The sequence below is a fragment of the Bacillus sp. AMCV2 genome, from assembly GCF_056033925.1.
In genome coordinates, this window is the sequence record NZ_JBVYIB010000002.1 from 3,349,646 (window position 1) to 3,375,403 (window position 25,758).

Annotated in this window: 25 protein-coding genes and 1 pseudogene; 5 read left to right on the plus strand and 21 right to left on the minus strand. The window is 46.3% G+C overall.

The window, feature by feature from the left end:
• Nucleotides 1-7 precede the first annotated feature (7 nt).
• On the minus strand, nt 8-1,318 hold the full coding sequence (gene rpoN / locus AC0OMA_RS17390) for an RNA polymerase factor sigma-54 (protein WP_474222291.1): 1,311 nt from the start codon (nt 1,316-1,318) through the stop codon (nt 8-10).
• Nucleotides 1,319-1,396: 78 nt separating this feature from the next.
• Between rpoN and yvfG the strand changes: the two genes are divergently transcribed.
• Nucleotides 1,397-1,615 (plus strand): protein YvfG, encoded by a 219-nt coding sequence (gene yvfG / locus AC0OMA_RS17395; protein WP_003219905.1) that lies wholly within the window; start codon nt 1,397-1,399, stop codon nt 1,613-1,615.
• Nucleotides 1,616-1,624: 9 nt separating this feature from the next.
• Here yvfG and AC0OMA_RS17400 read toward each other — a convergent pair whose 3' ends face one another.
• From AC0OMA_RS17400 to AC0OMA_RS17470, 15 genes are all read right to left on the minus strand, one after another.
• Nucleotides 1,625-2,593, minus strand: coding sequence for a polysaccharide pyruvyl transferase family protein (locus tag AC0OMA_RS17400; protein ID WP_047183220.1), 969 nt, complete (start codon nt 2,591-2,593; stop codon nt 1,625-1,627).
• Complete coding sequence (locus AC0OMA_RS17405; protein ID WP_047183221.1) at nt 2,572-3,738, minus strand: DegT/DnrJ/EryC1/StrS family aminotransferase; 1,167 nt, start codon at nt 3,736-3,738, stop codon at nt 2,572-2,574. The genes AC0OMA_RS17400 and AC0OMA_RS17405 overlap by 22 nt, the downstream gene beginning before the upstream one ends.
• A gap of 4 nt (nt 3,739-3,742) precedes the next feature.
• Nucleotides 3,743-4,393 (minus strand): acetyltransferase, encoded by a 651-nt coding sequence (locus tag AC0OMA_RS17410; RefSeq protein WP_014480944.1) that lies wholly within the window; start codon nt 4,391-4,393, stop codon nt 3,743-3,745.
• A complete protein-coding gene (locus AC0OMA_RS17415) occupies nt 4,390-4,998 on the minus strand; it encodes a sugar transferase (protein WP_474222293.1) in 609 nt (202 codons plus the stop codon). Before AC0OMA_RS17415 ends, AC0OMA_RS17410 begins: the two co-directional genes overlap by 4 nt.
• Entirely contained in the window at nt 4,995-6,512 is a 1,518-nt protein-coding gene (locus tag AC0OMA_RS17420; protein ID WP_015483720.1) for an MATE family efflux transporter, read from the minus strand. The genes AC0OMA_RS17415 and AC0OMA_RS17420 overlap by 4 nt, the downstream gene beginning before the upstream one ends.
• A complete protein-coding gene (locus tag AC0OMA_RS17425; RefSeq protein WP_309530066.1) occupies nt 6,509-7,543 on the minus strand; it encodes a glycosyltransferase in 1,035 nt (344 codons plus the stop codon). The genes AC0OMA_RS17420 and AC0OMA_RS17425 overlap by 4 nt, the downstream gene beginning before the upstream one ends.
• Nucleotides 7,540-8,616 (minus strand): polysaccharide pyruvyl transferase family protein, encoded by a 1,077-nt coding sequence (locus AC0OMA_RS17430; protein ID WP_100505845.1) that lies wholly within the window; start codon nt 8,614-8,616, stop codon nt 7,540-7,542. Before AC0OMA_RS17430 ends, AC0OMA_RS17425 begins: the two co-directional genes overlap by 4 nt.
• Nucleotides 8,617-8,620: 4 nt before the next feature.
• Nucleotides 8,621-9,655 carry a glycosyltransferase family 2 protein gene (locus AC0OMA_RS17435; RefSeq protein ID WP_474222294.1) on the minus strand — a complete coding sequence of 345 codons (1,035 nt, stop codon included), beginning with the start codon at nt 9,653-9,655 and terminating at the stop codon, nt 8,621-8,623.
• A 24-nt stretch (nt 9,656-9,679) separates the two neighbouring features.
• The gene (gene epsG, locus AC0OMA_RS17440) at nt 9,680-10,783 is read right to left on the minus strand and encodes a biofilm exopolysaccharide biosynthesis protein EpsG (RefSeq protein WP_015384700.1); all 1,104 of its coding nucleotides are present in this window, start codon (nt 10,781-10,783) and stop codon (nt 9,680-9,682) included.
• Nucleotides 10,780-11,934, minus strand: a complete 1,155-nt coding sequence (locus AC0OMA_RS17445) for a glycosyltransferase family 1 protein (protein WP_474222295.1) — start codon at nt 11,932-11,934, stop codon at nt 10,780-10,782. Before AC0OMA_RS17445 ends, epsG begins: the two co-directional genes overlap by 4 nt.
• The gene (gene epsE / locus AC0OMA_RS17450; protein WP_003228255.1) at nt 11,927-12,763 is read right to left on the minus strand and encodes a glycosyltransferase EpsE; all 837 of its coding nucleotides are present in this window, start codon (nt 12,761-12,763) and stop codon (nt 11,927-11,929) included. The genes AC0OMA_RS17445 and epsE overlap by 8 nt, the downstream gene beginning before the upstream one ends.
• Complete coding sequence (locus AC0OMA_RS17455; RefSeq protein ID WP_474222296.1) at nt 12,760-13,905, minus strand: glycosyltransferase family 4 protein; 1,146 nt, start codon at nt 13,903-13,905, stop codon at nt 12,760-12,762. Before AC0OMA_RS17455 ends, epsE begins: the two co-directional genes overlap by 4 nt.
• An 11-nt stretch (nt 13,906-13,916) precedes the next feature.
• Nucleotides 13,917-15,737, minus strand: coding sequence for a polysaccharide biosynthesis protein (locus AC0OMA_RS17460; protein ID WP_181220166.1), 1,821 nt, complete (start codon nt 15,735-15,737; stop codon nt 13,917-13,919).
• A gap of 234 nt (nt 15,738-15,971) precedes the next feature.
• Complete coding sequence (gene epsB, locus AC0OMA_RS17465) at nt 15,972-16,655, minus strand: protein tyrosine kinase EpsB (RefSeq protein WP_003228249.1); 684 nt, start codon at nt 16,653-16,655, stop codon at nt 15,972-15,974.
• Nucleotides 16,656-16,660: 5 nt separating this feature from the next.
• Nucleotides 16,661-17,365 carry a YveK family protein gene (locus AC0OMA_RS17470; protein ID WP_041338900.1) on the minus strand — a complete coding sequence of 235 codons (705 nt, stop codon included), beginning with the start codon at nt 17,363-17,365 and terminating at the stop codon, nt 16,661-16,663.
• Between the two features lie 245 nt (nt 17,366-17,610).
• On the opposite strand from AC0OMA_RS17470, the gene slrR reads away from it, so the two are divergent.
• The 3 genes from slrR to AC0OMA_RS17485 all read left to right on the plus strand — a co-directional run bounded on the left by slrR (nt 17,611) and on the right by AC0OMA_RS17485 (nt 19,807).
• Nucleotides 17,611-18,069, plus strand: a complete 459-nt coding sequence (gene slrR / locus AC0OMA_RS17475) for an HTH-type transcriptional regulator SlrR (RefSeq protein WP_003228245.1) — start codon at nt 17,611-17,613, stop codon at nt 18,067-18,069.
• A 74-nt stretch (nt 18,070-18,143) separates the two neighbouring features.
• On the plus strand, nt 18,144-19,613 hold the full coding sequence (gene pnbA / locus AC0OMA_RS17480; RefSeq protein ID WP_474222297.1) for a para-nitrobenzyl esterase: 1,470 nt from the start codon (nt 18,144-18,146) through the stop codon (nt 19,611-19,613).
• 2 nt (nt 19,614-19,615) lie between these two features.
• Entirely contained in the window at nt 19,616-19,807 is a 192-nt protein-coding gene (locus AC0OMA_RS17485) for a hypothetical protein (protein WP_014480958.1), read from the plus strand.
• 26 nt (nt 19,808-19,833) lie between these two features.
• On the opposite strand, the gene padC is transcribed toward AC0OMA_RS17485, so the two are convergent.
• The 5 genes and pseudogenes from padC to AC0OMA_RS17510 all read right to left on the minus strand — a co-directional run bounded on the left by padC (nt 19,834) and on the right by AC0OMA_RS17510 (nt 23,674).
• Complete coding sequence (padC, locus tag AC0OMA_RS17490; RefSeq protein ID WP_015384708.1) at nt 19,834-20,319, minus strand: phenolic acid decarboxylase; 486 nt, start codon at nt 20,317-20,319, stop codon at nt 19,834-19,836.
• Between the two features lie 22 nt (nt 20,320-20,341).
• Nucleotides 20,342-20,797, minus strand: a complete 456-nt coding sequence (locus AC0OMA_RS17495) for a DUF3237 domain-containing protein (protein ID WP_047183587.1) — start codon at nt 20,795-20,797, stop codon at nt 20,342-20,344.
• Nucleotides 20,798-20,928: 131 nt separating this feature from the next.
• Nucleotides 20,929-21,612, minus strand: coding sequence for a broad specificity amino-acid racemase RacX (racX, locus tag AC0OMA_RS17500; RefSeq protein ID WP_474222447.1), 684 nt, complete (start codon nt 21,610-21,612; stop codon nt 20,929-20,931).
• 15 nt (nt 21,613-21,627) lie between these two features.
• Nucleotides 21,628-22,973: pseudogene (locus tag AC0OMA_RS17505) on the minus strand (serine hydrolase).
• Between the two features lie 149 nt (nt 22,974-23,122).
• A complete protein-coding gene (locus AC0OMA_RS17510; RefSeq protein WP_122894744.1) occupies nt 23,123-23,674 on the minus strand; it encodes a C1q-like domain-containing protein in 552 nt (183 codons plus the stop codon).
• A gap of 657 nt (nt 23,675-24,331) precedes the next feature.
• Between AC0OMA_RS17510 and sacB the strand changes: the two genes are divergently transcribed.
• Nucleotides 24,332-25,753, plus strand: coding sequence for a levansucrase (gene sacB, locus AC0OMA_RS17515; RefSeq protein WP_474222298.1), 1,422 nt, complete (start codon nt 24,332-24,334; stop codon nt 25,751-25,753).
• The last annotated feature ends 5 nt before the right edge of the window (nt 25,754-25,758 follow it).

Below are 25,758 nucleotides of genomic sequence, written 5' to 3' on the forward strand. Positions count from 1 at the left end.
GAGGATTTTATTTATATCGCTTTCTCGCTGCCGATGACGGAATATTCATTTGATCGCGATATTTTGCCACGGTGCGTCTCGAGATTTGGATGCCGTGTTGTTCATACAGCAAATCGACAAGCTTTTGATCTGAAAGCGGTTTTGTTTTGTCCTCTTGATTGATCAGGTCTTCAAGATGCATTTTGACTGCATAATTCGACGCATCTCCCTCTCCAGAAGCCTCGGCTTTTGCTGAGAAAAAGAGTTTCATCTCAAACAGCCCGTAAGGCGTTTGTATTGTTTTCCCTTTAATGGCCCGGCTCACAGTTGATTCATGAAGGCTTAGACAGTCCGCCACCTCTCTGAGAGTCAGCGGCTTCATTGCGCTTCGCCCTTTCATAAAGAAATCCTTTTGGCGTGTGATCAGTTCATTGATAATTCTCGTGATTGTCTGTTTTCGCTGCCGCAGCGCGCGGCTCAGCCAGCGCCACTCCTGATATTTCGCAGATAAATAGGAGACAGTATCCTGACAAGAGCCGGATGATAAAAGCGTTCTGTACTGCGGATGCAAATCGATCTCGGGAAACGAGCGGGTATTCAGTTCCGCTGCGATGTGCCCGTTTTTTACAGTGATAAAAATGTCAGGCTCAATATACACATCTTGCTCTGGCCGGGCAAACAGAAGACCAGGTCTAGGATGAAGAGCCGCGATATCATCTGAGATATCTTGAATGGTATGAAGCGGAATTCCTGTCTCCACTGAAAGCGCTTTCCATTTTTTTTGCGCAAAAGCATCAAAATGAGCTGAAACCAGCATTTCCGCTTGTTCATTTCTGTTCGGCAGCCGCTGTAATTGAAGAAGGATGCATTCCTGCAAAGATCTCGCGCCGATTCCAGCCGGTTCTAATGACTGGAGTTTTGCCAAAACAGCCTCCGCTTCCTTGGCCGATACAGATAATCGCCGTGCTGCCTCCTCTATATCTTCTTCCAAGTACCCGTTTGAATCAAGCGAATGAATCAGATAATTAAAAATCTTTTTTTTAGTGTTTGTCAGATTCATATCGAGTGACTGCTGTTTTAACGCATCCTGCAATGTTTTTTGCGGATCACTTAATTGAAGGCCCGCTTCCTGTGCATTCATCCTGTTTTTGTTTGTTTTATGGTAAGATAGTGGCGGTGTGTCTGTTTCCTTTCGTTCAATAAGAGGGTTTTCCAGTGAGAGCTCATCAATGTACTCGGCGAGTTCTGCCGAATGATAGCCAAGCAGCGTGATGGCCTGCCTGAGCTCCTGTGTCAGTTGAGGCTTTAATACTTGTACTTGCTGAAGTTTCATATCCATCTTGCTCACTCCCCTTTCTTCATTGTACATGATTGAGATCACACCGTATACATTTATGAAAAAGGAGCTGCCAAAGAAATGTCTGAACTTTTTTCCGTCCCTTATTTTATTGAGAATTTAAAACAGCATATTGAAATGAATCAGTCTGAGGATAAAATCCACGCGATGAACAGCTACTACCGTTCCGTCGTCTCAACACTCGTGCAGGACCAGCTGACGAAAAACGCAGTTGTCCTGAAACGGATTCAGCATTTAGATGAAGCATACAACAAAGTCAAACGTGGAGAATCAAAATAAACCTTCCGCTCACATGTGAGCAGGAAGGTTTTCCTTCTTTGAGGCGTTCTGGATGAGCCGGGTGCTTGGCACTCCTTCCATCCAGGTATGAAAATAATTGGCGTTTTTCCCATAGGAATTATCAATGACCGTATTTTCTTTTTGAAGAAGAGAGGACAAGATGTGTCCGTGCAGCCTTGACGTTTCCACCGATTCGTAACGGCTGAAGAACCGAATCGCTTTTTGGACGATATAATCCGAGTATTTTTCCCATATAAACGCGATCGGCAGAGGGTTGCCCGCTTTTTTGTTCAGGACGTTCAGCGTTTGGAGAAAAGCGATCGTCCGGCGGTCTGAAGCTGACAGGACCGTGCGCCAGTCGTAGCTTTCCGCTTCTGCGTGTTCCTGGAGCGCCTGGTTTGCTTCATGATCTGTTCGGATAAATCTCAGCTTTTGATTGGACGGCTGCTGCGTGGGAACGACGGGAAACAGCTGATGAGCCATATCAGGCAGAAGCTGAATGTGATTTCTTGTAAAATAAGCCTGCGCCGTAGCATAGGAGGCTTTTTCCCTTGTCATGATGTGAAGGTTCGCATGCTTAGAAAATATCTCTGCCGTCCGTTTGAGGTTGTCTTTGTCTTGAAAATAAATCGATTGCGGCAGGATCACAATTTTGTGGTTCGGATAGGTTTGGACGATTTTCTCTCTAAAGCCTTGATAATACGGATACAGATCCCCGAAGTTTCCGCCTCCCTGGCAGACGATGATGAGATTAGGATCCAGCTTTCGCCCGACTGGAAAATTGTCAGGATTCCAGCGTTTTCTGACCCGAATCCCGTATTCTTTAAAGAAGGCTTCTGTTCCTTTCATAATAAATAAATCCCCTACATTCCCATATAGAGGATAGTCAGCATATATAATCTCTGATTGTTTCGGAATGACGTCGAGCAGCCCGGACAGTTTCTGTTTCAGGCCGATCATCGAATGCTTGCTGTCCATTTCTTCACCTCGGCAGTTTGGAATAAGTGCAGTAGCACATCAATGACCCGGTCTTGCTCATCTTCTGTCATATTTGACCCTGAAGGGAGACAGATTCCCCGCTTGAACAAATCTTCGCATACGCTTCCTGTATCTTCATGAGAATAAAATAAAGCCGGATCGAACAGCGGCTGGGTATGGAGCGGCTTCCACAGCGGACGGGCTTCAATGTTTTCTTCAGCAAGACGTTGAACTACGTCATATGGGCTGAGCCCGTTATCAAGTGTGAGCGTGGTGAGCCAGCGATTGGATACGCCGGCTGCGTACTCCGGCATAAAGCGGACGCCGTCTATGAGACCAAGCGCATTTTTGTATCTCGTGAAAATGGTCCTTCTTTTCTCCACACGCTCATCCAGCACCTCAAGCTGGGCAATGCCGACGCCGGCTAAGATATTGCTTAGCCTGTAATTATGTCCCATTTCACTGTGCTGATAATGAACAGCCGGCTCTCGTGCCTGCGAAGCGAGAAATCTTGCTTTTTCAATTGCTGCTTCATCATTTGAAACGAGCATCCCTCCCCCTGATGTGGTAATGATTTTGTTCCCGTTAAATGAAAAAATGCCGAAGCGCCCGAAAGTTCCGCTTTGCTTCCCTTTATAGAGTGTACCCAGAGATTCGGCTGCATCCTCAATGACAGGAACTCCGTATGCATCACACAGGCTTACGATTTCATCCATTTTCGCACTCTGCCCATATAGATTGACGGCAATAACCGCTTTTGGCAGTGTTCCGTTTCTTTTCGCTTCCTCCAATGCTCTTTCAAGGGCTGTCGGCGACATATTCCACGTATCAGGCTCAGAATCAATAAAGACGGGCACCGCTTTTTCATATAAAATCGGATTGGCGGTTGCTACAAATGTGAAGGACTGGCAAAACACGCTGTCACCTTCTTTTACCTCGAGTAAACGCAGCGCGAGATGAATCGCCGCCGTTCCTGAGCTGACCGCAGCTGCTGCTTTTACACTGACTCGTTCTGCCAGCTGTTCTTCAAATGAATTCACGAGCGGCCCAAGCGGCGCAATCCAGTTTGAGCGAAAGGCTTCTGAAATATAGTGCTGCTCCCTGCCGCTCATATGAGGGGGAGATAAGTAGATTTTTTTATGCATAGAATCATCCTTTGTTTGATGTTTGAATGGAAGAAATGATGCGTGCCGGAGCACCGGCCGCCGTTACCCTGTCCGGTATGGGACGGATCACCGCGGAGCCGGCTCCGACAATGCTCCAAGCCCCGATTGTGATCTGCGGTATGACGGATGCACCAGTTCCGACGTGAGCGCCTTCCTGAACGGAAACCGCTCCTGACAGCGTGACACGCGGGGACAGATGAACGTAATCGCTGATTTGATTATCGTGCTCTGCCACTGCACCCGTATTGATGATGCAATGAGCGCCGATGCGCGCATCCGCCTGAATGATCGCGCCCGCCATAATTACTGTCCCTTCCCCAATGACAGCCGACCTGCTGACGATGGCTGACGGGTGAATCAATGTAATAAAATCATCTTTCCTCAGTCCCAGTCGCTCCGCCAGCTGTTTTCTGACACTGTTATTCCCAACAGCAATCAGAAACAGCACATCAGGAATGAGCCTGCGTAGTTCAGTAACGGCTTCCGGCGGTCCTGTGTACCATTCTTTTCCGCCTTCGAACGTTTTGAATTTATCATCCAGCACCGCGGCTAAGCGCGTATCTGAGCGGGCGTTTATCAGCTCTCTGATCACCTTTCCGTGTCCGCCGTCACCCACAATGGCCACGTTTTTCATGAGGACACATCTCCGCTTCCGGTAAACCGTTCCGCGGTCACATGATTGGTTTGCTGAATCCCTTCTGAAACAAGGACCTTTCGCACCGTCAAACATAAAATTTTCAAATCGAGAAAAAATGACCGGTTGTCAACGTACCAAACATCTAATTCAAATTTCTTTTCCCAGGAAATCGCGTTTCTGCCATTGATTTGCGCCCAGCCTGTGATACCCGGCTTCACCTCATGGCGCCGTGCCTGTTTTTCTGTATAAAGAGGCAGATAGTCCATCAAAAGCGGCCGCGGCCCGACAAGGCTAAGATCGCCCTTCAGGACATTCAGGAGCTGCGGAAGCTCATCAATGCTCAGCTTTCTGATCAGCCTGCCCGTTTTCGTCAGCCGGACTTCATCGGGCAGCAGATTTCCCTCACTGTCCCGTTCATCCGTCATTGTCCGGAACTTGTATAGGGTGAACGGTTTGCCGTTCAGGCCTGGCCTTACTTGCTTAAAGAAGACAGGTGATCCTATTTTCAGCCTGACAACGCCGATGGTGAACAGAATGATCACACTCGTACAGCACAACAAAAAAATGGCGGCCGTCAGATCAAAAAGTCGTTTCAGGATCAAAGATTCACAGCTCCTTTCGTTTTTCGAAACCGTTTTAATACCAGCTGTCTTTCCTCTTTTGTACAAACGAGCATAAAAGCGAAAACAGCGTAGCAAAAGCTGACTGCCACTCCCGTCGCTATCAGTGACGGCCAGCCGTCAATCTTCACAACGAACTGAATTGTCTTACAGACCGTCCAGGCAAATACAGCGGCTGAAAGAGGCCCGATTATGCCTTTAAAGAACACGTGCTTTTTGTAGCCTGTAATGCGGGATACGTAAAGCGGCGTAAAGATGGCATTTTTTAAAATAAGAGAAATGGCCCCTGCCAATGTTATGCCGTACAGACCGAGATGAGCTGGCCCGCTCAGCGTGACCGCCAGCACCACATTCACCGCACCTAACAGCAGGGTAACAATTGCCGGTGTTTTTTGTTGATTAAAAGCGGTCCATATATAAAACAGCGGCATAAAGGCGAGGCTGACAACCAAGTATCCGGCATGAATAAATAAAAGCGGTGCTATCGACGAAAAGGACGGTCCGAGCCAGATTGTCAAAAAAGGCCCGGCCAATCCGCCCAATAAGGCAGCAGGAAGTGCAAGCAAAAGACCATTAAGCCTTACTGCCTTATTTGCGTAATTCATCAATCCTTCCATATCGCCTTTTGAATAATATGAAGTCATGATAGGCGCAAACAGGGATGCGACCGTTCCGGCCAAGCTGCGCAAAAGCAGCGGAAACTGGATAATCGCCGCGTATTTCCCGGAGGCGGACGCCCCAAGCATCAAATTGGCGGTTAACAGATCAATCTGCAAAAAAAGCAGGACGCCGATTTGATTGACGGAGCTCCATGCGCCCGCTTGAAACAGCTCCTTGCTAGTGCGGAATGAAAGATCCTTCATACGAAACGAAAACCATGGAATCAGCTTTTTGAAGAAATAGAAAGACAGCACAGACGCAATAACAGCACCAGCTAAAGCTGCAAGCTGGATCTGCCAGATTTTCGGCGCAAAGTATGCAAACAGGAGCAGCACAGACAGCACCCGTATAAGCATTTGCACCGCCTGAATGGAACTGGTGATATAAAGACGGTTGGCATAAAATGGTGCAGCGCCGAAGCCGGCCATCAGAAATGTTAAAATAAACAGCACACTGCCGATCAAAATCGACAACCGCACATCTGCCAAAAGCGCTTGCGGCACATTCATGACGCGGTCAATAAAAAAAGCCGAACCCGCAAGCGGCAGCAAGAGCAGCAATGAAATCAAAACAGAGGCCGCTAAATAATTGCTGATATACGCATTTGCTTTCTCCCGCTCTCCCCTGTGGGCAGCAACAGAAAAGAACCGAACGACAACCGAGCTGAGCGCCACGGTGATAACCGAAAAGTAATTAATCACATTTTGTGTCAAGTGAACAAAGCCAAACGCTTCCACACCGAGCGTTTTGACAATAAAAGGCGTCATCCAAACCGACAGGAAAACGGACAAGAGAAAAGCCGTGAGATTAGCACTGAAATTTATCGTGAATTTCATGCCTGCTTCGCACTGCCTTTCATTGTCCCCCGCTGCTCGAAAAACAGCTTGATGAGAAAAGTGAGCCGCCATTTACACAGTGCTAATACCAAACGCTCTCCTCTTAATAATTTCTCATGCTGAAACGGTGTATGTCTGACAGCCTGCCGCACCATGTCATAGGATAAAATCTGTCTGATCTTCTTTTTGATGTCTCTCGGCGAATTCGGAGAAGCACAGGCATTTGCCAAAAGCATCGGAAGCTGGTGCCTGCAAATGTACACATTCAAATCTTCTTTGCATGCGCCTGCTAAGCCGTAGTGATTGTAGAATGCGATTTTAGCCTGATATTGTTTTTGAAGATGTTCATCCATCGCCGGCTTATAAGGAATTTCTGTCAGGCTGTTCGGGTTTTCACGATAAATGTACAATCCTTCATCAAGCATTTTTACCCGCTCCGCTTCGCAAAAAGCGGACAAATTGAAGGGAGAGTCTTCAGCAAAACGGATGTCTTCATCAAACATCAGATTCGCCCTATCAAAAAGCTCACGGCGGTAAAGGTAACGCCATACATACCAGATAAATCTCGTTTCGTGAGCATGTTTAAGCCGTTCAGTCATTTCTCGTTTTGTCAGCACGCGGTTTGCCTCAAGCTGCGGCGGCACATATGTCCGCCTGTCCGATGACTGCTTGTAAAAACCGCATCCGACGATGTCGAGCCGATTTTGCTCCGCTTCTTCAGCCAGCCTCTGGAACATGGAGGATGATACATAATCGTCTCCGTCTACAAAGCCGATGTAAGTGCCCCGCGCGGCCTTTATTCCCGTATTTCGCGCTGAACTAAGCCCGCCGTTTGCCTGATGAATGACCCGGATTCTCGCATCCCGTTGTGCATAGTCCTCTGCAATTTCGCCTGAACGATCCGGTGTTCCGTCATTCACGAGGATGATTTCAATATCAGAAAGCGTTTGACGAAGCAAAGAATCAATGCACTCCCCTATAAATGGTTCAACATTATACATCGGGACAATAATGCTGACGAGCGGGGTCATTGCGCTTCACCGCTGATTTTGTCACGCAGACCTTTAAAATACACATCTCTCGGAAAGCCTGCACGGGGTGTTTCTTTTGTTAAAAGCTCATTAACTGCGGCTGTTACGCGCTCTGGCTCCGGATGTTCTATCAGCTTCATGAACGGGATGTCTTTAAGCCATTGATAGCCCTCCATTACTTTATGGTCAAAGGAGCGAATGACAACACACGGCGTTCCTGTCAGCGCGCAAAAAATCATGCCATGAAGCCTGTCAGTGACGACGGCTTCTGCGCTTTGCAGCTTAGACCACAGTGCTTCAAGTTCTTGTTCGCGTGTATCGCGGCTGACCCGGCGCCCGATCGTTGTCGTAAAGGATTTGATCTCGCCGAATTCCTCAAATAACGCAGCCTTGACCCGGTTCCTCTGGTCCTCCTGAAGCACGCTTTCCTGATCCTCGCGCAAACACATATAAACCCCTTCGCGTTCTGCGGGGGCCTTGCTTCTGTCTAAATACAGCACCATGTCCGGCTGCTTCAAAATTGTTTTTTCTTGAAAATGCTGTTTCATAAATTGATACGTTGTTTCATCCCGCGCCATCAGCAACAAGCCGGGGTGCGCATTATAAATTTTCTGTGCCCGTTTCAGCTCTTTGCGCCCTTTTTTCGTGTCAGAAAAATGGGCCGTTGCCGGAAGCTGGACAACCCGATAGTCACGGAATGTGTTAATGATGAAGCGGCGCGTCCACTCCTCATAACGATATAAATCCCCCATGTTTCCGCCGCCGATGATAAAGACCATATCCTCCGGATGGCGCGAGCGGATCAGGCTTTTTGCTGATTTGTAAATGTCCTTCATATCGACCTCGACGATGTCAAAGTCCGAGTATTCTTGCTCAAGAAATGCCTTGCTGGCATAAGCAATTGCATGATCTCCCAAATTGTCATGGGACGGCAGCAGGGTCAGTATGATTTTTTTCTGATGTGCTGCGGCCTTTACCGGCTGATCTGCCGCTCCCAGCCAATATTGGGACGGGTATTTGACCTTTAGCAGCAGCCATTCTGCAAAATTGATTTTCAACGATTGTAACGACATGTCCTCACCCTCTGTTTCTCATTTTGTACTCGATCACCCGCTGATACACAGCCGATGCCATAGCGACGAACGGAATCATTCTGTATTTCGCCATCAGAAGCAGGCATGACCGTTTTGCGTCAAAAGGAGCAGTACCCGTTTTTGAAAGACTTTCTTGAAACACCGGGTCCGCGCATATCACGCCAACATTTCTAAGCTTTTCAAACAGCCGGCGGCTGCCGCTCGTTTTCCATTCATTCAGCATACAGATGCTGCTGTGAAGAACGATAAAGGTATCAAGCTCCTTGCGATACTCCTCCAGTTTGTTATTCTCCTGTAAAAACGCCGCATTCGCCTCATACAGCGCAAGTCCTGATTCAAACAATTTTTTCTGATAGCGCTGCACAATGGAGGAAAGGTGAATTCGGTAATGATAGAGCGGCGTTTTTACGTAGGATACTGAGCGGGCGAAAAAATGAGCCCTGAAGCTGAAAAACTGATCCTCGACATGCTCCAGCTCGCCTCGGAGCGGAAACGACAGCCGATGGGCTTCAATCATGCTTCTTCTGTACAGTTTGTTCCATGAAAACCCTCTGACCTTCCCTTCGAATAACGCCTTGATATAGTGCTCCTTCGGCTGATCCTGATAGGTTTGGGCAATGTCTGAGTCCATGGTTTTGCCAGTGTCCTCAAACTCTGCGGCGTAATTGCAAATGACCAGATCAGTTTCATCGCCTGCTGCTCGGAGCATCTGCTCGCAATAATCAGGTTCGATCCAATCGTCTGAATCGATAAACGCGATAAATTCGCCGCGTGCTGCCTCAATGCCTTTATTCCGAACCGCACCGAGACCCTTGTTCTCTTGATGAATCACCTTGAACCTGTTGTCCATATTGGCGTATTCTTCTGCGATATCCGGGCTGGCGTCTGCTGAACCGTCATTAACAATGATGATTTCTATATTGTCCACTGTCTGGTTCCGCAGTGATTCGAGACACGTTCTGATATATGTTTCTGTGTTATAAACAGCGACTAACAGACTAACCGCAGGTGTTTCCATAATGACCGGCTCCTCTTGCATAAATTACCGGGAAAAAATCGTTCTGTAAGGCAGAACGGATGAATCAACCGGCATAAGCAAATAACTGTAAAGAAAATAACAAACAATGATAGCAATATAGATAAGGGCATTCGATTTTTCATCAAATATCCTGACGAAATAAGGGACTAAGATCATTTGATACAGACCGAAATAAATATTGAATCTGGCAAAAATCACGTCCTTTGTGGCCAAAAGGCCGAATAAAAAACCAAGCAGGCACAAATTTACGACAATATCGATTTGAGGCCATAGACGCCGCAGTCGTTCTTTATAGCAAAATGCAAGAAACAGCGGCAGAACCAAAACAGCGATTTTGATCACATTCATTCCATTTGTGTTCGTCATGAGCCATTTTTCATAATGGCTGTATGAGCTGTTTTCAAGTACAACGACAAACACAGAAATAAATTTTTGATATAAAAATGTCATGCCGAGAAATAAAGCGGATAGGCCAAATATCGCCGGTGACCAGGCTTTTCTTCTGACAATAAAGTACACTGGAATCATAATTAGCGCCGACGAATGAAAGAGCGAGCTGACCAGCACAATCAGGAAATATCGCTTCCAGTTCCCGCTGATGATATAACGGATCGCCCAAAACAAAGCAGCTGCGACCATGTATTGCCTGATGCCGTTAAAAGACGCGTAGTAATGAAAGGTTCCCAAAAATAAAAAGACACTCAGCTCAAACGGCCTGCCATAGTCGGCGAGTGTCTTCATAATAAAGCTGTAGGTCACGACCGCCACCGTAAAATACATGATTTGAGGATCTTCCGTGATGAAATTCATCAGCCAAAGGAGTGCGGTAAACCCCGGATCTGTCGCTGTTTTTGCTGTACCGAAACCGAATATCTGCCACACATTTTGATAATCGCCCGCCAATTCGTACAGCAGCGTGTACGTCTGAAAATCCGTGCCGACTCGATAGCGGAGACCTGACACGAGCACAAGTGAAGCGAGCGGAATCCAGATCAAAAGCTTATTCGGCCGATACCCCGTGGCAAGCGAATCGTCACGGCCGCCGCACATTTTAGCGAACCAAGACCAAATAAATACAATCCCCATATTGACGGCATATACAATCATCGGTTATGGTCCTTTTCCGTGCTGATGTTGTATACATTCAGCAGCGCTCCTACATTTTGCTGTGCATCGTAGCCAAGTTGAGCGAGTGTTTCTTTGATGAACTCACGCTTCGGCCTGCCTGCGGCGGCCGCCCTCGCAATGGTTTCAGCCCAGACGCTGACCGGCTCAGAAAGGCTTAATCTTGTGACAAGCCCGAGACCGGCGTCGACTTTTTCTGTAATGCTGTCTGAAATGATGCATGGAAGCCCCGACGCCTGCGCTTCCACAAGCACAACCGGCAAGCCTTCGTACAGAGACGGCATGACAAATACATCGAATGTTCGCATCAGTTCATGGATCCGTTCTTCCGTGCCTAAAAAGAGGACGTCTGAAAGCAAATTCTGATGCCGCGCCTCCTCCTCTATCTCCCCGCGCAACGGCCCGTCTCCCGCCAGAACGAGCTGAAAGCGAACGCCTCTTTCTTTGAGATGTGCGGCAAGTTTCAGCAGGAACGCGTGGTTTTTCACTTCATGAAACCGGGCCACATGGCCGATGATGAGCCGGTCAGCTGCAATGCCGCGTGCTGCTTTTTCTTCATCAGCCGCCTGCCCATTTGGGGCGAACAACTCAAGGTCAATCCCGTTAGGAAGAAGGTGAACACGCTCCCGCTCCATGTTGGACTGTCCAAATAAAAACCTGCCCGCATCCTCTCCGCAGGCACACAGCGCTGTCGCATTTGCCAAAATGAGCCGCCTGAACACCATCAGCTGCAAGCGATCCTTCCAATTGAAGCCGGTCTTCCAAGACGTATTGTGGGAGTGGCATACCCTGACCGGCACTCCGGCGAGCCTTGCCGCAAGGGCGATAAAACCCGTTTGGAAATCCGTGTGCGCATGAACGGCGCTGAACGGCCCGTTTTCTTTTATCGCGTTTCTCACATTCCTCACAAATGTAAGGGGATTGCTTTGCCCAATGCTCGGGACATAAAAAAGCCGCCCGCCTAAAGATAAAATCTCTTCATCGTAAGCGCACGGATCATTTCGATGCGTTAAAAAGTCAAATTGCACTTTGCTTTTGTCCATCTTCCGATATAAATTCATTACCATGGTTTCCGCGCCGCCCCTGTTCATGCCGCTGAGAACATGGAGCACGCGCTTTTGGCTGCTATTCATGCTTGACAAGCCCTTCCTTTTGGTTCATCACTCTTTTTTTATGGTAGCGATTCATCACGGCTGCAGGCATAAACGCGCGGATTAACGGTTTTGCGATATATATGTAATCAGATAAAGGAAGCTTCAAGCGTCTACACGCCTGATAGACAAGAATGGCATTGTCGATTGAATACGTAAATGACCGCCGTTTGAATGCATCGCTGTCTTCCCTCACTTTATACAAGGCTTCCTGAAGATTATAGCCCCTGAAGCCCTCTTCAAAAAAGCGAAGCCACAAATCAATATCTTCCATTCGTCTCGTCCGCCGCACCGACCGGTAGCCTTTCAGCGTGCGGTAGGCACTCGCTCTCATCATAATCGTGCCGTGGCAAAATGGGGTCCCTTTTGCCATGATGCCCGGCTCCGGAACAGAAGGCAGAATGCGGGTGCCTCTTACGCCAAATTCATCAAACACAAGCATGCCGGTGCCAACCACCTGATAATGTCGGTGCTTTTCTAAAAACGCGACCTGCTTTTCCAGACGGCGCGGAAACGAAAGGTCATCTCCATCCTGACGTGCGATATAATCGCCTGTCGCATGCGAAAGACAATGATTTAATGATGCGGCAAGCCGCTTATTTGTTTTGTTTTGAATCAGTTTGATGCGGTCGCTGTAATGAGCGGCATACTGCTTCGCGATGCGGAGCGTGCCGTCTGTTGACGCATCATCGCACAAAATCAGCTCCCAATTTTTATAGGATTGGCTGAGTATGGATTCTATGCTTTCTGCCAAAGTGCGTTCGCAATTATAAATGCCCATAATGACAGAAACTTTCGGTCCTGAGTTCATACGCTTTTCTCCTTTGTATCCATATCCATGTAGGCGGAATAAATATCTGCCATTTCTTCCACCGTTCGCGCCTCCGAGAAGCGCAAGGCTGTTTTTCGGCCTTCCTGTCCCAGCTTTCGGCAGAGTTCCGGCTTATGGTAAAGCTGTTCAATCCGGCGGGCAAAAGCAGCACTGTCACCGATTTTGATCAGAAACCCGTTTTTTCCGTCGCGGATGATTTCCCGATGCCCGCGATTATCTGTGGCGATCGCCGGTTTTTCTGCCGCCATTCCCTCAAGCACATTCATGCCGAGGCCCTCTCTAATGCTGGATGCGACAGATACATCCGCAAGCTGAATCAGCTCATGTATGTCGCTGCAAAAGCCGTAAAAACAGACATTGGCGGAAGCGCCAAGCTTTTCAGCTAACGTTTGATACGTTTGTTCCATGGCCCCTTCCCCGGCAAACACAAGGCGAAGCGAAGGAATTTTTTCTTTTAGCAAGGCTGCGGCTTCAATTAACTGCTTCTGGTTTTTGTTCAGATTGAGCTCAGCCGGATAAACCAATATAAAATCATCTTCACGGAATCCGTGCTTTTCTCTGAGTCTTTGCTGCTCTATCGGACTGACAGGCCGGAAACGCTCGGTATTGACACCAATGCCGTGAATTTTCTGCGTCCTTCCGCCCGGCCTTTGAAGTCCTTTCGCCCGTGTGTAATCCTCTTCATTAATCGTAATCAGACAGTCCGTATATGCTGAAAGCCATTTCTCGACCGGATAGTAAAGAAGCCAATTTTTCATTGGTGCTCCTTTGCAGAAGTGAAATCCGTGCGCTGTGTACAGCACCTTTGTTCCGTGCCGCCGTGCCTGCCTCGCCGCCAGTCTGGCGAGAACACCGCCGACCGGTGTATGGCAATGGACAATGTCGTATTCATAGGTGTCGATCACTTTCTTCAGCTGCCTATAAACGGCCAGGTTCTGAGGGTCAAAAGGTGACCTGCGAATCGGAATGGAGAATTTCTCATCCACATACGGCAGCTTGGTTTGTCCGTTCGCGGCGACATGAACCTCCCAGCCCATTTGCTTGAACCATTTAAAATAAGGGAGGTGAAAGGCCTTAAAATGATAATCAACAGTCGCGCAAAACAATATCTTTTTCGTCATTTTCACACCCCCTAATGAACGCTAGCAGCCGTCATTTCTTCTGATGTATTGATTGCCGCAAACAGCCTCGCTCTCAGGTCGGCTTCCGGCAGCTCATGAAAATCCTCGATAAAGCGCATCAGCACCGGCCAATCGCCGTCCACCGCTTTACCGATGTGAATTTTTGGAAAGATTTGTTCAGCATGGACTTCATTTTTGTTCAGTAATTCTTCATACATTTTTTCGCCCGGACGAATGCCTGTGAATTCGATCGGAATCTGCTCAGTCGTGTAGCCGGACAAATGAATGAGGTTTTTGGCTAGATCCACAATCTTTACGGGCTCTCCCATATCGAGAACGAAAATTTGACGCCCTTTCGCCAGTGCCCCAGCCTGAATCACAAGCCTTGATGCCTCGGGAATCGTCATGAAATAGCGGGTCATTGCCGGATGTGTTACTGTCACTGGGCCGCCTTTTTCAATCTGTTTTTTGAAAATCGGAATGACGCTGCCGCGGCTCCCGAGTACATTGCCGAAGCGAACAGCGACAAATTTGGTTCTGCTGACTTTCCCAAGATTCATAATAATCATCTCTGCGAATCGTTTTGTCGCCCCCATTACATTGGCTGGGTTCACCGCTTTGTCCGATGAAATCAGCACGAATGTCTCTGTTCCCGACATATCGGCTGCTTCCGCGACATTTTTTGTTCCGATAATATTGTTTTTGACCGCCTCTTCAGGGTTGTGTTCCATTAAAGGCACATGCTTATGGGCAGCTGCATGATAGACAACATGCGGCTCGTACTTTTTCATCAAGGTAAACATTTTATCGCGGTCCTGCACATCAGCGATTTCCGTATGGAACACAATGTGTTTGCCGAATCGTCCGTTCAGCTCTGTATAAATCGAATGAATGCTGTTTTCCCCATGGCCGAGCAGAATGATTTCCTTAGGCTGAAACGCGCTGATCTGACGGCAGATTTCTGAGCCGATTGATCCGCCCGCTCCCGTGACGAGAACTGTTTTTCCTTTGATGCGATTCGAAATTTCGCTAGTGTCGAGGGTTACCGGCTTTCTGCCGAGCAAATCCTCAGCTTTTACATCTCTGATTTGTCCGGCAGTTCGCGTGCCAAGCAGCATTTCATCAAAATGAGGCATAATTTTAATGCTTACTCCGGTTCGCACACATTCTTTATATAACACCTGAAGCTCATGGGTGCGGAGTGAAGGAATGGCAATAATAATATAATTAATTTTGAGCTTTTGCACCGCAGGCATGATACTTTCTTTTCCGCCGATTACGGGCAGCCCCATAATTTCTAATTTATGCTTCGTTTGGTCGTCATCAATAAAAGCGACCGGTATGATATCAGGTTCATCTTTCGAAAGCAGCTGCCTGACCATCAGAGTCCCACCTGAACCCGCCCCGATAATCAGCGCGCGGGACGAGGCGCAGCGTTTTTTTCTGATGCTTTCGTTTAATACTCTGGATAAAATACGGGTACCTCCAATAGACAAAAGCTGAAGCACCCAGCACGCGGTTAACAGACGGAAGAACATTGTATGATACACAGCATACTGAATGATGCCGGTCACAGCGGCGGAAAGCGTAATGCCCTTAAGCAGGACAATCAGCTCGCCGAGTCCGGTGTATGTCCACACCTGTTTATACTGATTGAACAGGAAAGCACACACATGATAGCTGAGGAGCAAGCTGACAGCGGTAAGCAGTAATGCTCCGGAGTCATAAAATTGATAGGAATCTTTTAAAAATTGATATCCTGCAATAACTGAATTTAAAACGAGGTAAGTATCCAGCGCAATAATCATTGACAGTCTTCTCCGGTAACTCAACCTTTTCCCCCCTAATTCTTTTATCGGTTTAGCTGCGGCGGTTTTCGTCTCTCCAAAAAATCGGCAGCAGCTAAACCGACAATACGTCCTATGTATATATCAGATAAGTGGGCATTTAACCCATCCTCACGCCCCGCCAGCGACGACCAGCATCTAAGGCAGCAACTTCAGCTGCCCACAGCAGAGCCGAGTGCCTCCATTGATACAGGTCAGGAGACATCACCTTTACAAAAACTAGTAGGAATAGTGTTCCGATTTTTTCATTTTCTTTTTGTTTAAAAGAGCGCCTAACAGCTTCGCATTGGATTGTTCCAGTGCATCCTTTGCTTTTAGAACGGTATCGGTTTTTGTTTTTCCGCTTAAAACGACGAGCACGCTGCCGTCTGTCTGATTTGCTAGAATCTGAGCATCCGCAACAGCCAAAAGCGGAGGGGAATCAAAGATGACGAGGCTGAATTGTTCATAGATCTCAGATATTAAATCTCCCATTGCTTTTGAAGACAGCAGTTCTGCCGGGTTTGGCGGGGTCGGCCCGCTTGTCAGTACATATAAGTTATCGATCGGCGTCTTTTGCACCGTCTCACTGAGTGAAGCATTGCCGACCAGCACATTTGTCAGCCCGGTTACATTATCAACCTGAAACGTCTGATTGATGGTCGGCTTTCTTAAATCGGCATCCACCAGCAGTACTTTCTTTTCCTGCTGCTGCGCAAAGACAGCCGCAAGATTCGCTGCACTGAACGATTTACCTTCACCAGGCACAGAGGAGGTGACGAGGATAGATCGCAAGTTGGTCTGGACAGATGAGAACTCAATGTTTGTCCGAATGGTGCGATATTGTTCCGCAACAACTGATTTATTGTGTAAAACAGATATTTGAGCCAAACCTCGCCTTGCTTTCTTTTTTCTAAAGATCACTCGCTTCACTCCCCGAAATGTTTTATCCCGCGATTCCGCCCTTTGTGGACATCAGGAACGGAGCCTAAGCATGGCAATCCGGTTCTCTCGCTGAGCTGCCGTGCGCTTTTGCACGTATCATCGAGAAAATGCAGAAAAAATGCCAGTGTAATGCCGCCCATGACAGCAGCGCCAAAAGCCATGACCATATTTCGCAGCCTGGCCGGCTTGATCATCGGGCTTTCAGAAGCCTTCGCCTCTGATAATATATGTACGCCTTGTACATTCATTCTTTCATCTACTTCTTTTTCAAACTTGTTCACTAATGTGTTCGCAATCTCAGCTGCTTTCGCCGGATCGTGATCCTGAACGGCAACGTTGATTATTTCTGATTCATTTTCACTGCTGGTAACCACTTTTCCTTTCAGCGAGGAAGCCGATTCAGATAGGTGCAATTCCGCCTTAACTTCTTCCATCAAGGCAGTGCTTTTCATAATCGATTGGAACGTGCTGCTATACTGAAGATTTCGCTGGATGTCACTGAGATTCGAGTTTTCTTCACCGTCTGATTCATGAACCAGCACCTGTGTCGACGCCTGGTAGGTCGGTGAAATGACCTTAAATTGCACAAAACCCATCATAAGGGTGACGCCGATTGTGATGAGCAGAATCAGCACGAATCTGTGTCTGACAATCGCATATAATTCTTTGAAACTCATATTCTCATTCATGTATTCATAGCCTTCAGCCTTCCCGCGGCTGGCTTCCCGCGCCCCTTTCTGTTAATGATTGGATTATAAAAGAAAACGTTATTATTTAAAAATTGCAAAATAAGCCAATAAGTTCTCTTTAGAGAACAAAATCATGATTTTCCTCTAATTTACTGCACTTCCCTTATTATTTTAAATTTTATAAAGAACGAAAAATTCCTTATAATGAACGAAATAATGACAGGAATAGAGGAGAATTTCATATTATGATTGGAAGAATTATCCGTTTGTACCGTAAAAGAAAAGGCTATTCTATTAATCAGCTGGCTGTTGAGTCAGGCGTATCCAAATCCTATTTAAGCAAGATTGAAAGAGGCGTTCACACGAATCCGTCCGTTCAATTTTTAAAAAAGGTTTCTGCCACACTGGAAGTTGAATTAACAGAATTATTTGACGCAGAAACAATGATGTATGAAAAAATCAGCGGCGGTGAAGAAGAATGGCGCGTACATTTAGTGCAAGCCGTACAAGCCGGGATGGAAAAGGAAGAATTGTTCACTTTTACGAACAGGCTGAAGAAAGAACAGCCTGAAACTGCCTCTTACCGCAACCGTAAACTGACGGAATCCAATATAGAAGAATGGAAAGCGCTGATGGCAGAAGCAAGAGAAATCGGCTTGACTGTCCATGAAGTCAAATCCTTTTTAAAAACAATGGGAAGATGATGATCGGTTAAGGGCTAACGTTCGCATCTATAGGGTAAATCTGTTTATAATGGGGGAAAAAGGGAGAGAACACAATGACTCATCAAATAGTAACGACTCAATACGGCAAAATAAAAGGCACAACGGAAAACGGCGTACATAAGTGGAAAGGCATCCCTTATGCCAAGCCGCCTGTCAGACAATGGCGTTTTAAAGCACCTGAGCCGCCTGAAGTGTGGGAAGATGTCCTTGATGCCACAGCGTACGGCCCTGTTTGCCCGCAGCCGTCTGATTTGCTCTCACTGTCGTATGTCGAGCTGCCCCGCCAGTCCGAGGATTGCTTGTATGTCAATGTATTTGCGCCTGACACTCCAAGTCAAAACCTGCCTGTCATGGTGTGGATTCACGGAGGCGCTTTTTATCTTGGAGCGGGCAGTGAGCCATTATATGACGGATCAAAACTTGCGGCGCAGGGAGAGGTCATTGTCGTCACACTGAACTATCGGCTGGGGCCGTTTGGCTTTTTGCACTTGTCTTCATTTGATGAGGCGTATTCCGATAACCTTGGGCTTTTAGACCAAGCCGCCGCACTGAAATGGGTGCGAGAGAATATCTCAGCGTTTGGCGGTGACCCCAATAACGTAACAGTATTTGGAGAATCCGCCGGCGGCATGAGCATTGCCGCGCTGCTCGCTATGCCTGCGGCAAAAGGCCTGTTCCAGAAAGCGATCATGGAAAGCGGCGCTTCTCGAACAATGACAAAAGAACAAGCGGCAAGCACTGCGGCTGCCTTTTTACAGGTCCTTGGGATTAATGGGAGCCAGATGGACAGATTGCATACTGTAGCAGCGGAAGATTTGCTTAAAGCGGCCGATCAGCTTCGGATCGCAGAAAAAGAAAATATCTTTCAGCTGTTCTTCCAGCCCGCCCTTGATCCGAAAACGCTCCCTGCTGAACCAGAAAAAGCGATCGCAGAAGGGGCTGCTTCCGGCATTCCGCTATTAATCGGAACAACCCGTGATGAAGGATATTTATTTTTCACCCCGGATTCAGACGTTCATTCTCAGGAAACGCTTGATGCAGCGCTCGAGTATTTACTAGGGAAGCCGCTGGCAGAGAAAGCTGCCGATTTGTATCCGCGTTCTTTGGAAAGCCAAATTCATATGATGACTGATTTATTATTTTGGCGCCCTGCTGTCGCCTATGCATCCGCACAGTCTCATTACGCCCCTGTCTGGATGTACCGGTTCGATTGGTACCCGGAGAAGCCGCCGTACAATAAAGCGTTTCACGCATTAGAGCTTCCTTTTGTCTTTGGAAATCTGGACGGATTAGAACGTATGGCAAAAACGGAGGTTACGGATGAGGTGAAACAGCTTTCTCGCTCGATACAATCAGCATGGATCACATTCGCCAAAACAGGAAACCCAAGCACCGAGGCTGTGAATTGGCCAGCGTATCAGGAAGAAACAAGAGAGACGCTGATTTTAGATTCAGAGATTACGATCGAAAACGATCCCGAATCTGAAAAAAGGCAGAAACTATTCCCTCCAAAAGGAGAATAAACATGGGGAAAACAGGATACATTGGTGCTGCCATTGTTGTGGCCGCTTGTATCATTATTTTATCGGCCGTGGTATGTTTACGGGACACAGTCTATTACCAGCCTATGCGCTGGACTGGCATCATACTGTTTTTCACGGGAATTGTGATGGTTCCCGCATACTCAGCAAAAAGAAAACCCGGAAAAGAGAAGTAATTCTCTTTTCCGGGTTTTTATGTTTATTATAATTTTCCCGCGCGAATATCGTCTGTCATCCCCTCATAAGGAGCCTTCGAAATCACTTCTTCGTTGTCGACTCCTTCATTTTTCAGAAATGTAATTTCCGCAAATTCAGGTACAACGTATTTTGGATACGTTTCATATTTTTCGCGGGATTCTTCCATCAAATCAATGTGGTCATTTTGGTAGCAAACCGTAATTTCAGGATGTTCATGCACCCATTTCGGGAAGAAAATAATGCCGTGCATGCGTTTTTCATTTGGCATAAAGTTTAATGAAACATCCGTGCCAGTCGGCTCTGTCCAAGACACTTTATATACGCCTTCTGTCAGTTTGACAATATTCACTTCCTGATCCCGAACCCAGCGTCCGGCAACCATTCCGCTATGAATTCTATAATCAATTGTATGGTCATTTTTAATATAAATCTCGTATTCCCAGCCGTTTTCATACGTATAAATCATGTGGCTTCCGATAAAGTTTTCCATTTTTCACACTCTCCTTAGTCTTTTACTGTACTTCATAAATGTCTAGTCGAACGTAATCAGGGGTTCTTTCTGCGGAACCGATAAACAAGCGGTCATGGAGCCATTGATAGGCTTCACTGCCTGTTTCAAACGTCGGTACCGTACGGAAATAAACATGCTCAGGATCAATAATTTCCCCGGCTGCCGCTTGTTTTCGAAACGGCTCGCTGACTTGCCGTAGTCCATTGTTTTCAATGTAAATCAGTTCATGATCTGCTGTTTCAATCACATACCTGGCAGATAAATCGGTTCTGCCGTCAGCGCGAATCATTTGTGAATCGGCACCGCCCGGCAAAATACGTCCCTTTACTTCCCCGGTTATTGTTCCCGAACGAATCGGAATGAATCGTCTCAGTCCCAGGCCTGTCTCACCAATCGTGATAGGCGGATCAACCTTGATTTCTAAAGAGGCGAATGGTTTTAAAGCCGGCTTCTTCACGAGAACCACCTCACATCCAGAAAAAAATCATGTAACTATTTACATGTTTACTTTAACACTATTGCAGTTAACTGTCAAACAATAGGAACATAAAAAAACAAGGACTGTTTGAAGACAGTCCTTGGCTGAAGCTAGCTTTGATAAGCAAGATATGTGCTGACAGTGCTTTTGGCAAGACAGGCAGAGGAATCTATAATCGGAATCTCACTTTGAATATGATTTAACACCGCATTTAAATCCGTGCAGGCTGAAATGATGATGTCTGCATGCTGACTGATTTCTTCATATAGCGTCTGCCACAATACTGGTGTATGCTGCATATGATTTGGCTGTTTGATTGCGGCGATTAGCTGGTTCACAGCCTGCTGCCAATGGTCCTTGTGAACAACTTCTTTTCCATTTTCCTTCAGAACTTTTTGGTAGATGGCGGATTGGATGGTTGGCTCTGTTCCTAAAACAACCGCTTTTTTTGCAGGCTGCGGAATCTCTTTTATCGTTTCCTCAACAATATGTAACATAGGAACCGACAGTGCCTGCTGAATCTCTTCATAGTAGACATGCGCCGTATTACAAGGCAGCGCAATGAAATCAACGCCTGTTTTCTCGAGCTTTACCGCCCCGTCGATAATCGCTTTTTTCATCTCAGCATGGTCAATTGGACGATCTGCATAGAAGGGCGTCGGGCATGAATAGATCATCATGTGCGGGTAGTCAATATCGTTTGAAGCCCCATACAGCTTCTGACAGTAATCAATCACCTTATCAATAAACGGCGAGGTCGATTTCGGCCCCATTCCAGCTAATATTCCGATCATCAAATTCATTCCTTCCTAATTCGTACGGACCGCTTCTTCCTCTGAGCCATCCTCATAGAGGATAAAGCTTTTCGCAGCATCCTCACCTAACGTAAACTCGACTTCAACAGACAATGATCGCAGAAAGAAACGGGTTTCCGAGAAAGGAAATAACTCCAGTCTCAGCTGTCCGGCGATCTCCAAATAAAGCCGTTCATTCTCGGCTGTCACCTGTGCAGCCGTCCCATCCTGCAACAGGTAGCTGCCAACATAGCGGCTGTATATCGCCGTATCAATTGCTTTTTTCTTTTTATCAGCAGGACGTTCTGGGACCTCATATGGCTGGCCAAATAGAATATGTTCCGCCGCCTTCAGAATCGCTTGTTCATATTCAGTATCCTCTTCCTTATTACTCAAATAAATCAGCGTTTTACGATGATCGATATATCGGATCATCATCGTCGAATAGCCGGGCCATCCTCCGCTGTGGCTGACAATCCGCCCTTTTTCAGGACTATTTTGCAGTACCCAGCCAAAGCCATAATCAATTGTTTCTCCATTGTTGAGGCGCACTGGAGAAAACGCAGATTCCTTAGAAGCCTTGCTGATTAAATCGTCCTGATATAAAGCCTGATCAAATCGAAACAAATCGCTTGTGACAGAGTTCACCGTCCCATCTCCCTGTATGCCATCGAGATACACAACATAGTTCGTTTCCTCCAGCTCATCAGGGAGGACGTTTGTTTCGGAATGTACATCATACACATATCCATATGCATAATGATCAATTCGCTCAGGCGAAAGCCTCCTGTTATACACTCTTGTTTCATTCATGCCGGCCGGTAAAAAAATACTTGTTTTCATAAAATCCGCATAGCTCATGCCAGATGCTTTTTCAATGATAACCGCCAGCAGCACATACCCCGTATTGCTGTACATCCAGCCTTCATTCGGCTCAAAATAACCAGATAGCCCCTCATTCATCAGCATTCCTGATTCACCGCAATCTTGTGTGAATCCCAATTGGCAAAAAACCATCCCATATAATCAGGAAGCCCTGACGTATGGTTCAATAAATGCCGAATCGTTACGCCCTGATACGGAAAACCGGGCAGCCAGCGATCCACTTTATCCTCATAGCCAAGAATCCCCTTCTCCTCCAGCAAGATGATTTCCAATGCTGTAAAAGGCTTTGACAAAGACGCTAACTCAAACAAAGAGTTGGTTTTCAACGGGCGTTTTTCCGTCATTTCCGCATAACCAAAAGAGTGATGATATAAAATATCGCCACCCTCCGCAGCCAGAACCGTCCCGTTAAACTGATGTTTTTCGCCTAATGTCTCAAATAACGTCTGAAGATTCTTTCTTTTATTCTGCTTCATGCCTCCACCTCCTATTTCTATGTACGTTACTAAGCTATTGGCGTTTCAAATATTTTGAAAATAATAAAAAAGCTGATCAATCCTCAAACAGGAAAAATCAACTTTAATATAGAGCGCTATTAGATCTGCACGAATCAAAAAATCCCCTTTTATGAAGTCGGAGAAGGAACTCTAGCGGCTGCAAAATGGGTTCTCGTAGTCGCTTGAATGACTCCGGCGGCAGTACTCCTCATTGCAACTGTCACCGTATCTCCGGCGTTTAACTGAAGAATTTCCGTAATGGCTACAACAGCGGGGAGATTCCCTGCTTGAAATTGGTTATTTCCGCCGCCTACCACATCTTGATTCACAAGAAATACGACTTCTAAGTTGAAGCCAACATTCGCATTCGCTTGAAATTCAACTGATGCATTAAGAGAATACACGCCTGCTGTTCTCGGTGAAAATGTAGATGTGCCGGGATTATATTCATTCGCCAAATCAAATTGCACATTTTGAAAAAGGACTCCGCTGGCTGCATTTGCAGCAACTGACAGATTCATATTGCTGGTGGCTCTGAAAGCAGAAATAGGCTGGTTCGTCATTGGTGCGAAGGACTGGTTTTGTTGAGCTGATGGGGTATTTCCATTTGTGACACTTGGTGATAAAAGAGGTTCCGGTCGATCGTTCCTCTTAATCCATTTAGTTGGCCGTGGCGGCATAACTTTTTCCTCCTTATAAGCCTTAAGCTTCTATCTTTTTTTGCTAGTTAATACATTATTATATTGATCGTTACAGCCATTGAAACGGTATCTGCCCGGACTGTACTCAAAAATAGAAATAACAGCAGCATGTTCCCAAAACGAATTACTGCTTTTTAATCCAAGAGGCATGCTTCACCAAGGCATCAGCTAATCTTATATGAAAGACCTCAGTTAGAGATCCTTTTTAATCGATCAATAGGAAAATGAGATATTGTCATATTTTCTGAATTATGATGAAAAAGGCAACTTTATGCCCATACAACAGAAGCTATAAAAAATACAGAGAATGAAAAGAAACAGATAGATTTTTTAGTTCTTTAGGCCCGTAGTCCGCAAATCCTTTTATGATTTACTATCAAACAAAAGAGGAAAATAGACCAGTTGCAATCCAAACGAGAGTCTAATAGAATGAGGTCGAAAAGTAAATCGCGCGGGTTTGTTACTGATAAAGCAGGCAAGACCTAAAATGTGTAAAGGGCAAAGTGTATACTTTGGCGCCACCCCTTACATATTTTAGGTCTTTTTTTATTGTGCGTAACTAACTTGCCATCTTCAAACAGGAGGGCTGGAAGAAGCAGACCGCTAACACAGTACATAAAAAAGGAGACATGAACGATGAACATCAAAAAGTTTGCAAAACAAGCAACAGTATTAACCTTTACTACCGCACTGCTGGCAGGAGGTGCTACTCAAGCGTTTGCGAAAGAAACGAACCAAAAATCATATAAGGAAACATACGGCATTTCCCATATTACACGCCATGATATGCTGCAAATCCCTGAACAGCAAAAAAATGAAAAATATCAAGTACCTGAATTCGATCCGTCCACAATTAAAAATATCTCTTCTGCAAAAGGCCTGGACGTTTGGGACAGCTGGCCATTACAAAACGCTGACGGCACTGTCGCAAACTATCACGGCTACCACATCGTCTTTGCATTAGCCGGAGATCCTAAAAACGCGGATGACACATCGATTTACATGTTCTATCAAAAAGTCGGCGAAACTTCTATTGACAGCTGGAAAAACGCTGGCCGCGTCTTCAAAGACAGCGACAAATTCGATGCAAATGATTCAATCCTGAAAGACCAAACACAAGAATGGTCTGGCTCAGCGACATTCACATCTGACGGTCACATCCGTTTATTCTACACTGATTTCTCCGGTAAACATTACGGCAAACAAACACTGACAACTGCACAGGTTAACGTATCAGCATCAGACAGCTCTTTGAACATCAACGGTGTAGAGGATTATAAATCCATCTTTGACGGTGACGGCAAAACGTATCAAAATGTACAGCAGTTCATCGATGAAGGCAACTACAGCTCAGGCGACAACCATACGCTGAGAGATCCTCACTACGTAGAAGATAAAGGCCACAAATACTTAGTATTTGAAGCAAACACTGGAACTGAAGATGGCTACCAAGGCGAAGAATCTTTATTTAACAAAGCATACTATGGCAAAAGCACATCGTTCTTCCGTCAAGAAAGTCAAAAACTTCTGCAAAGCGATAAAAAACGCACGGCTGAGTTAGCAAACGGCGCCCTCGGCATGATCGAGCTAAACGATGACTACACACTGAAAAAAGTGATGAAACCGCTGATTGCATCTAACACAGTAACAGATGAAATTGAACGCGCGAACGTCTTTAAAATGAACGGCAAATGGTATCTGTTCACTGACTCCCGCGGGTCAAAAATGACGATTGACGGCATCACGTCTAACGATATTTACATGCTTGGCTATGTTTCTAATTCTTTAACTGGCCCATACAAGCCGCTGAACAAAACTGGCCTTGTATTAAAAATGGATCTTGATCCTAACGATGTAACCTTTACTTACTCACACTTCGCTGTACCTCAAGCGAAAGGAAACAATGTCGTGATTACAAGCTATATGACAAACAGAGGATTCTACGCAGACAAACAATCAACGTTTGCGCCAAGCTTCCTGCTGAACATCAAAGGCAAGAAAACATCTGTTGTCAAAGACAGCATCCTTGAACAAGGACAATTAACAGTTAACAAATAAAAACA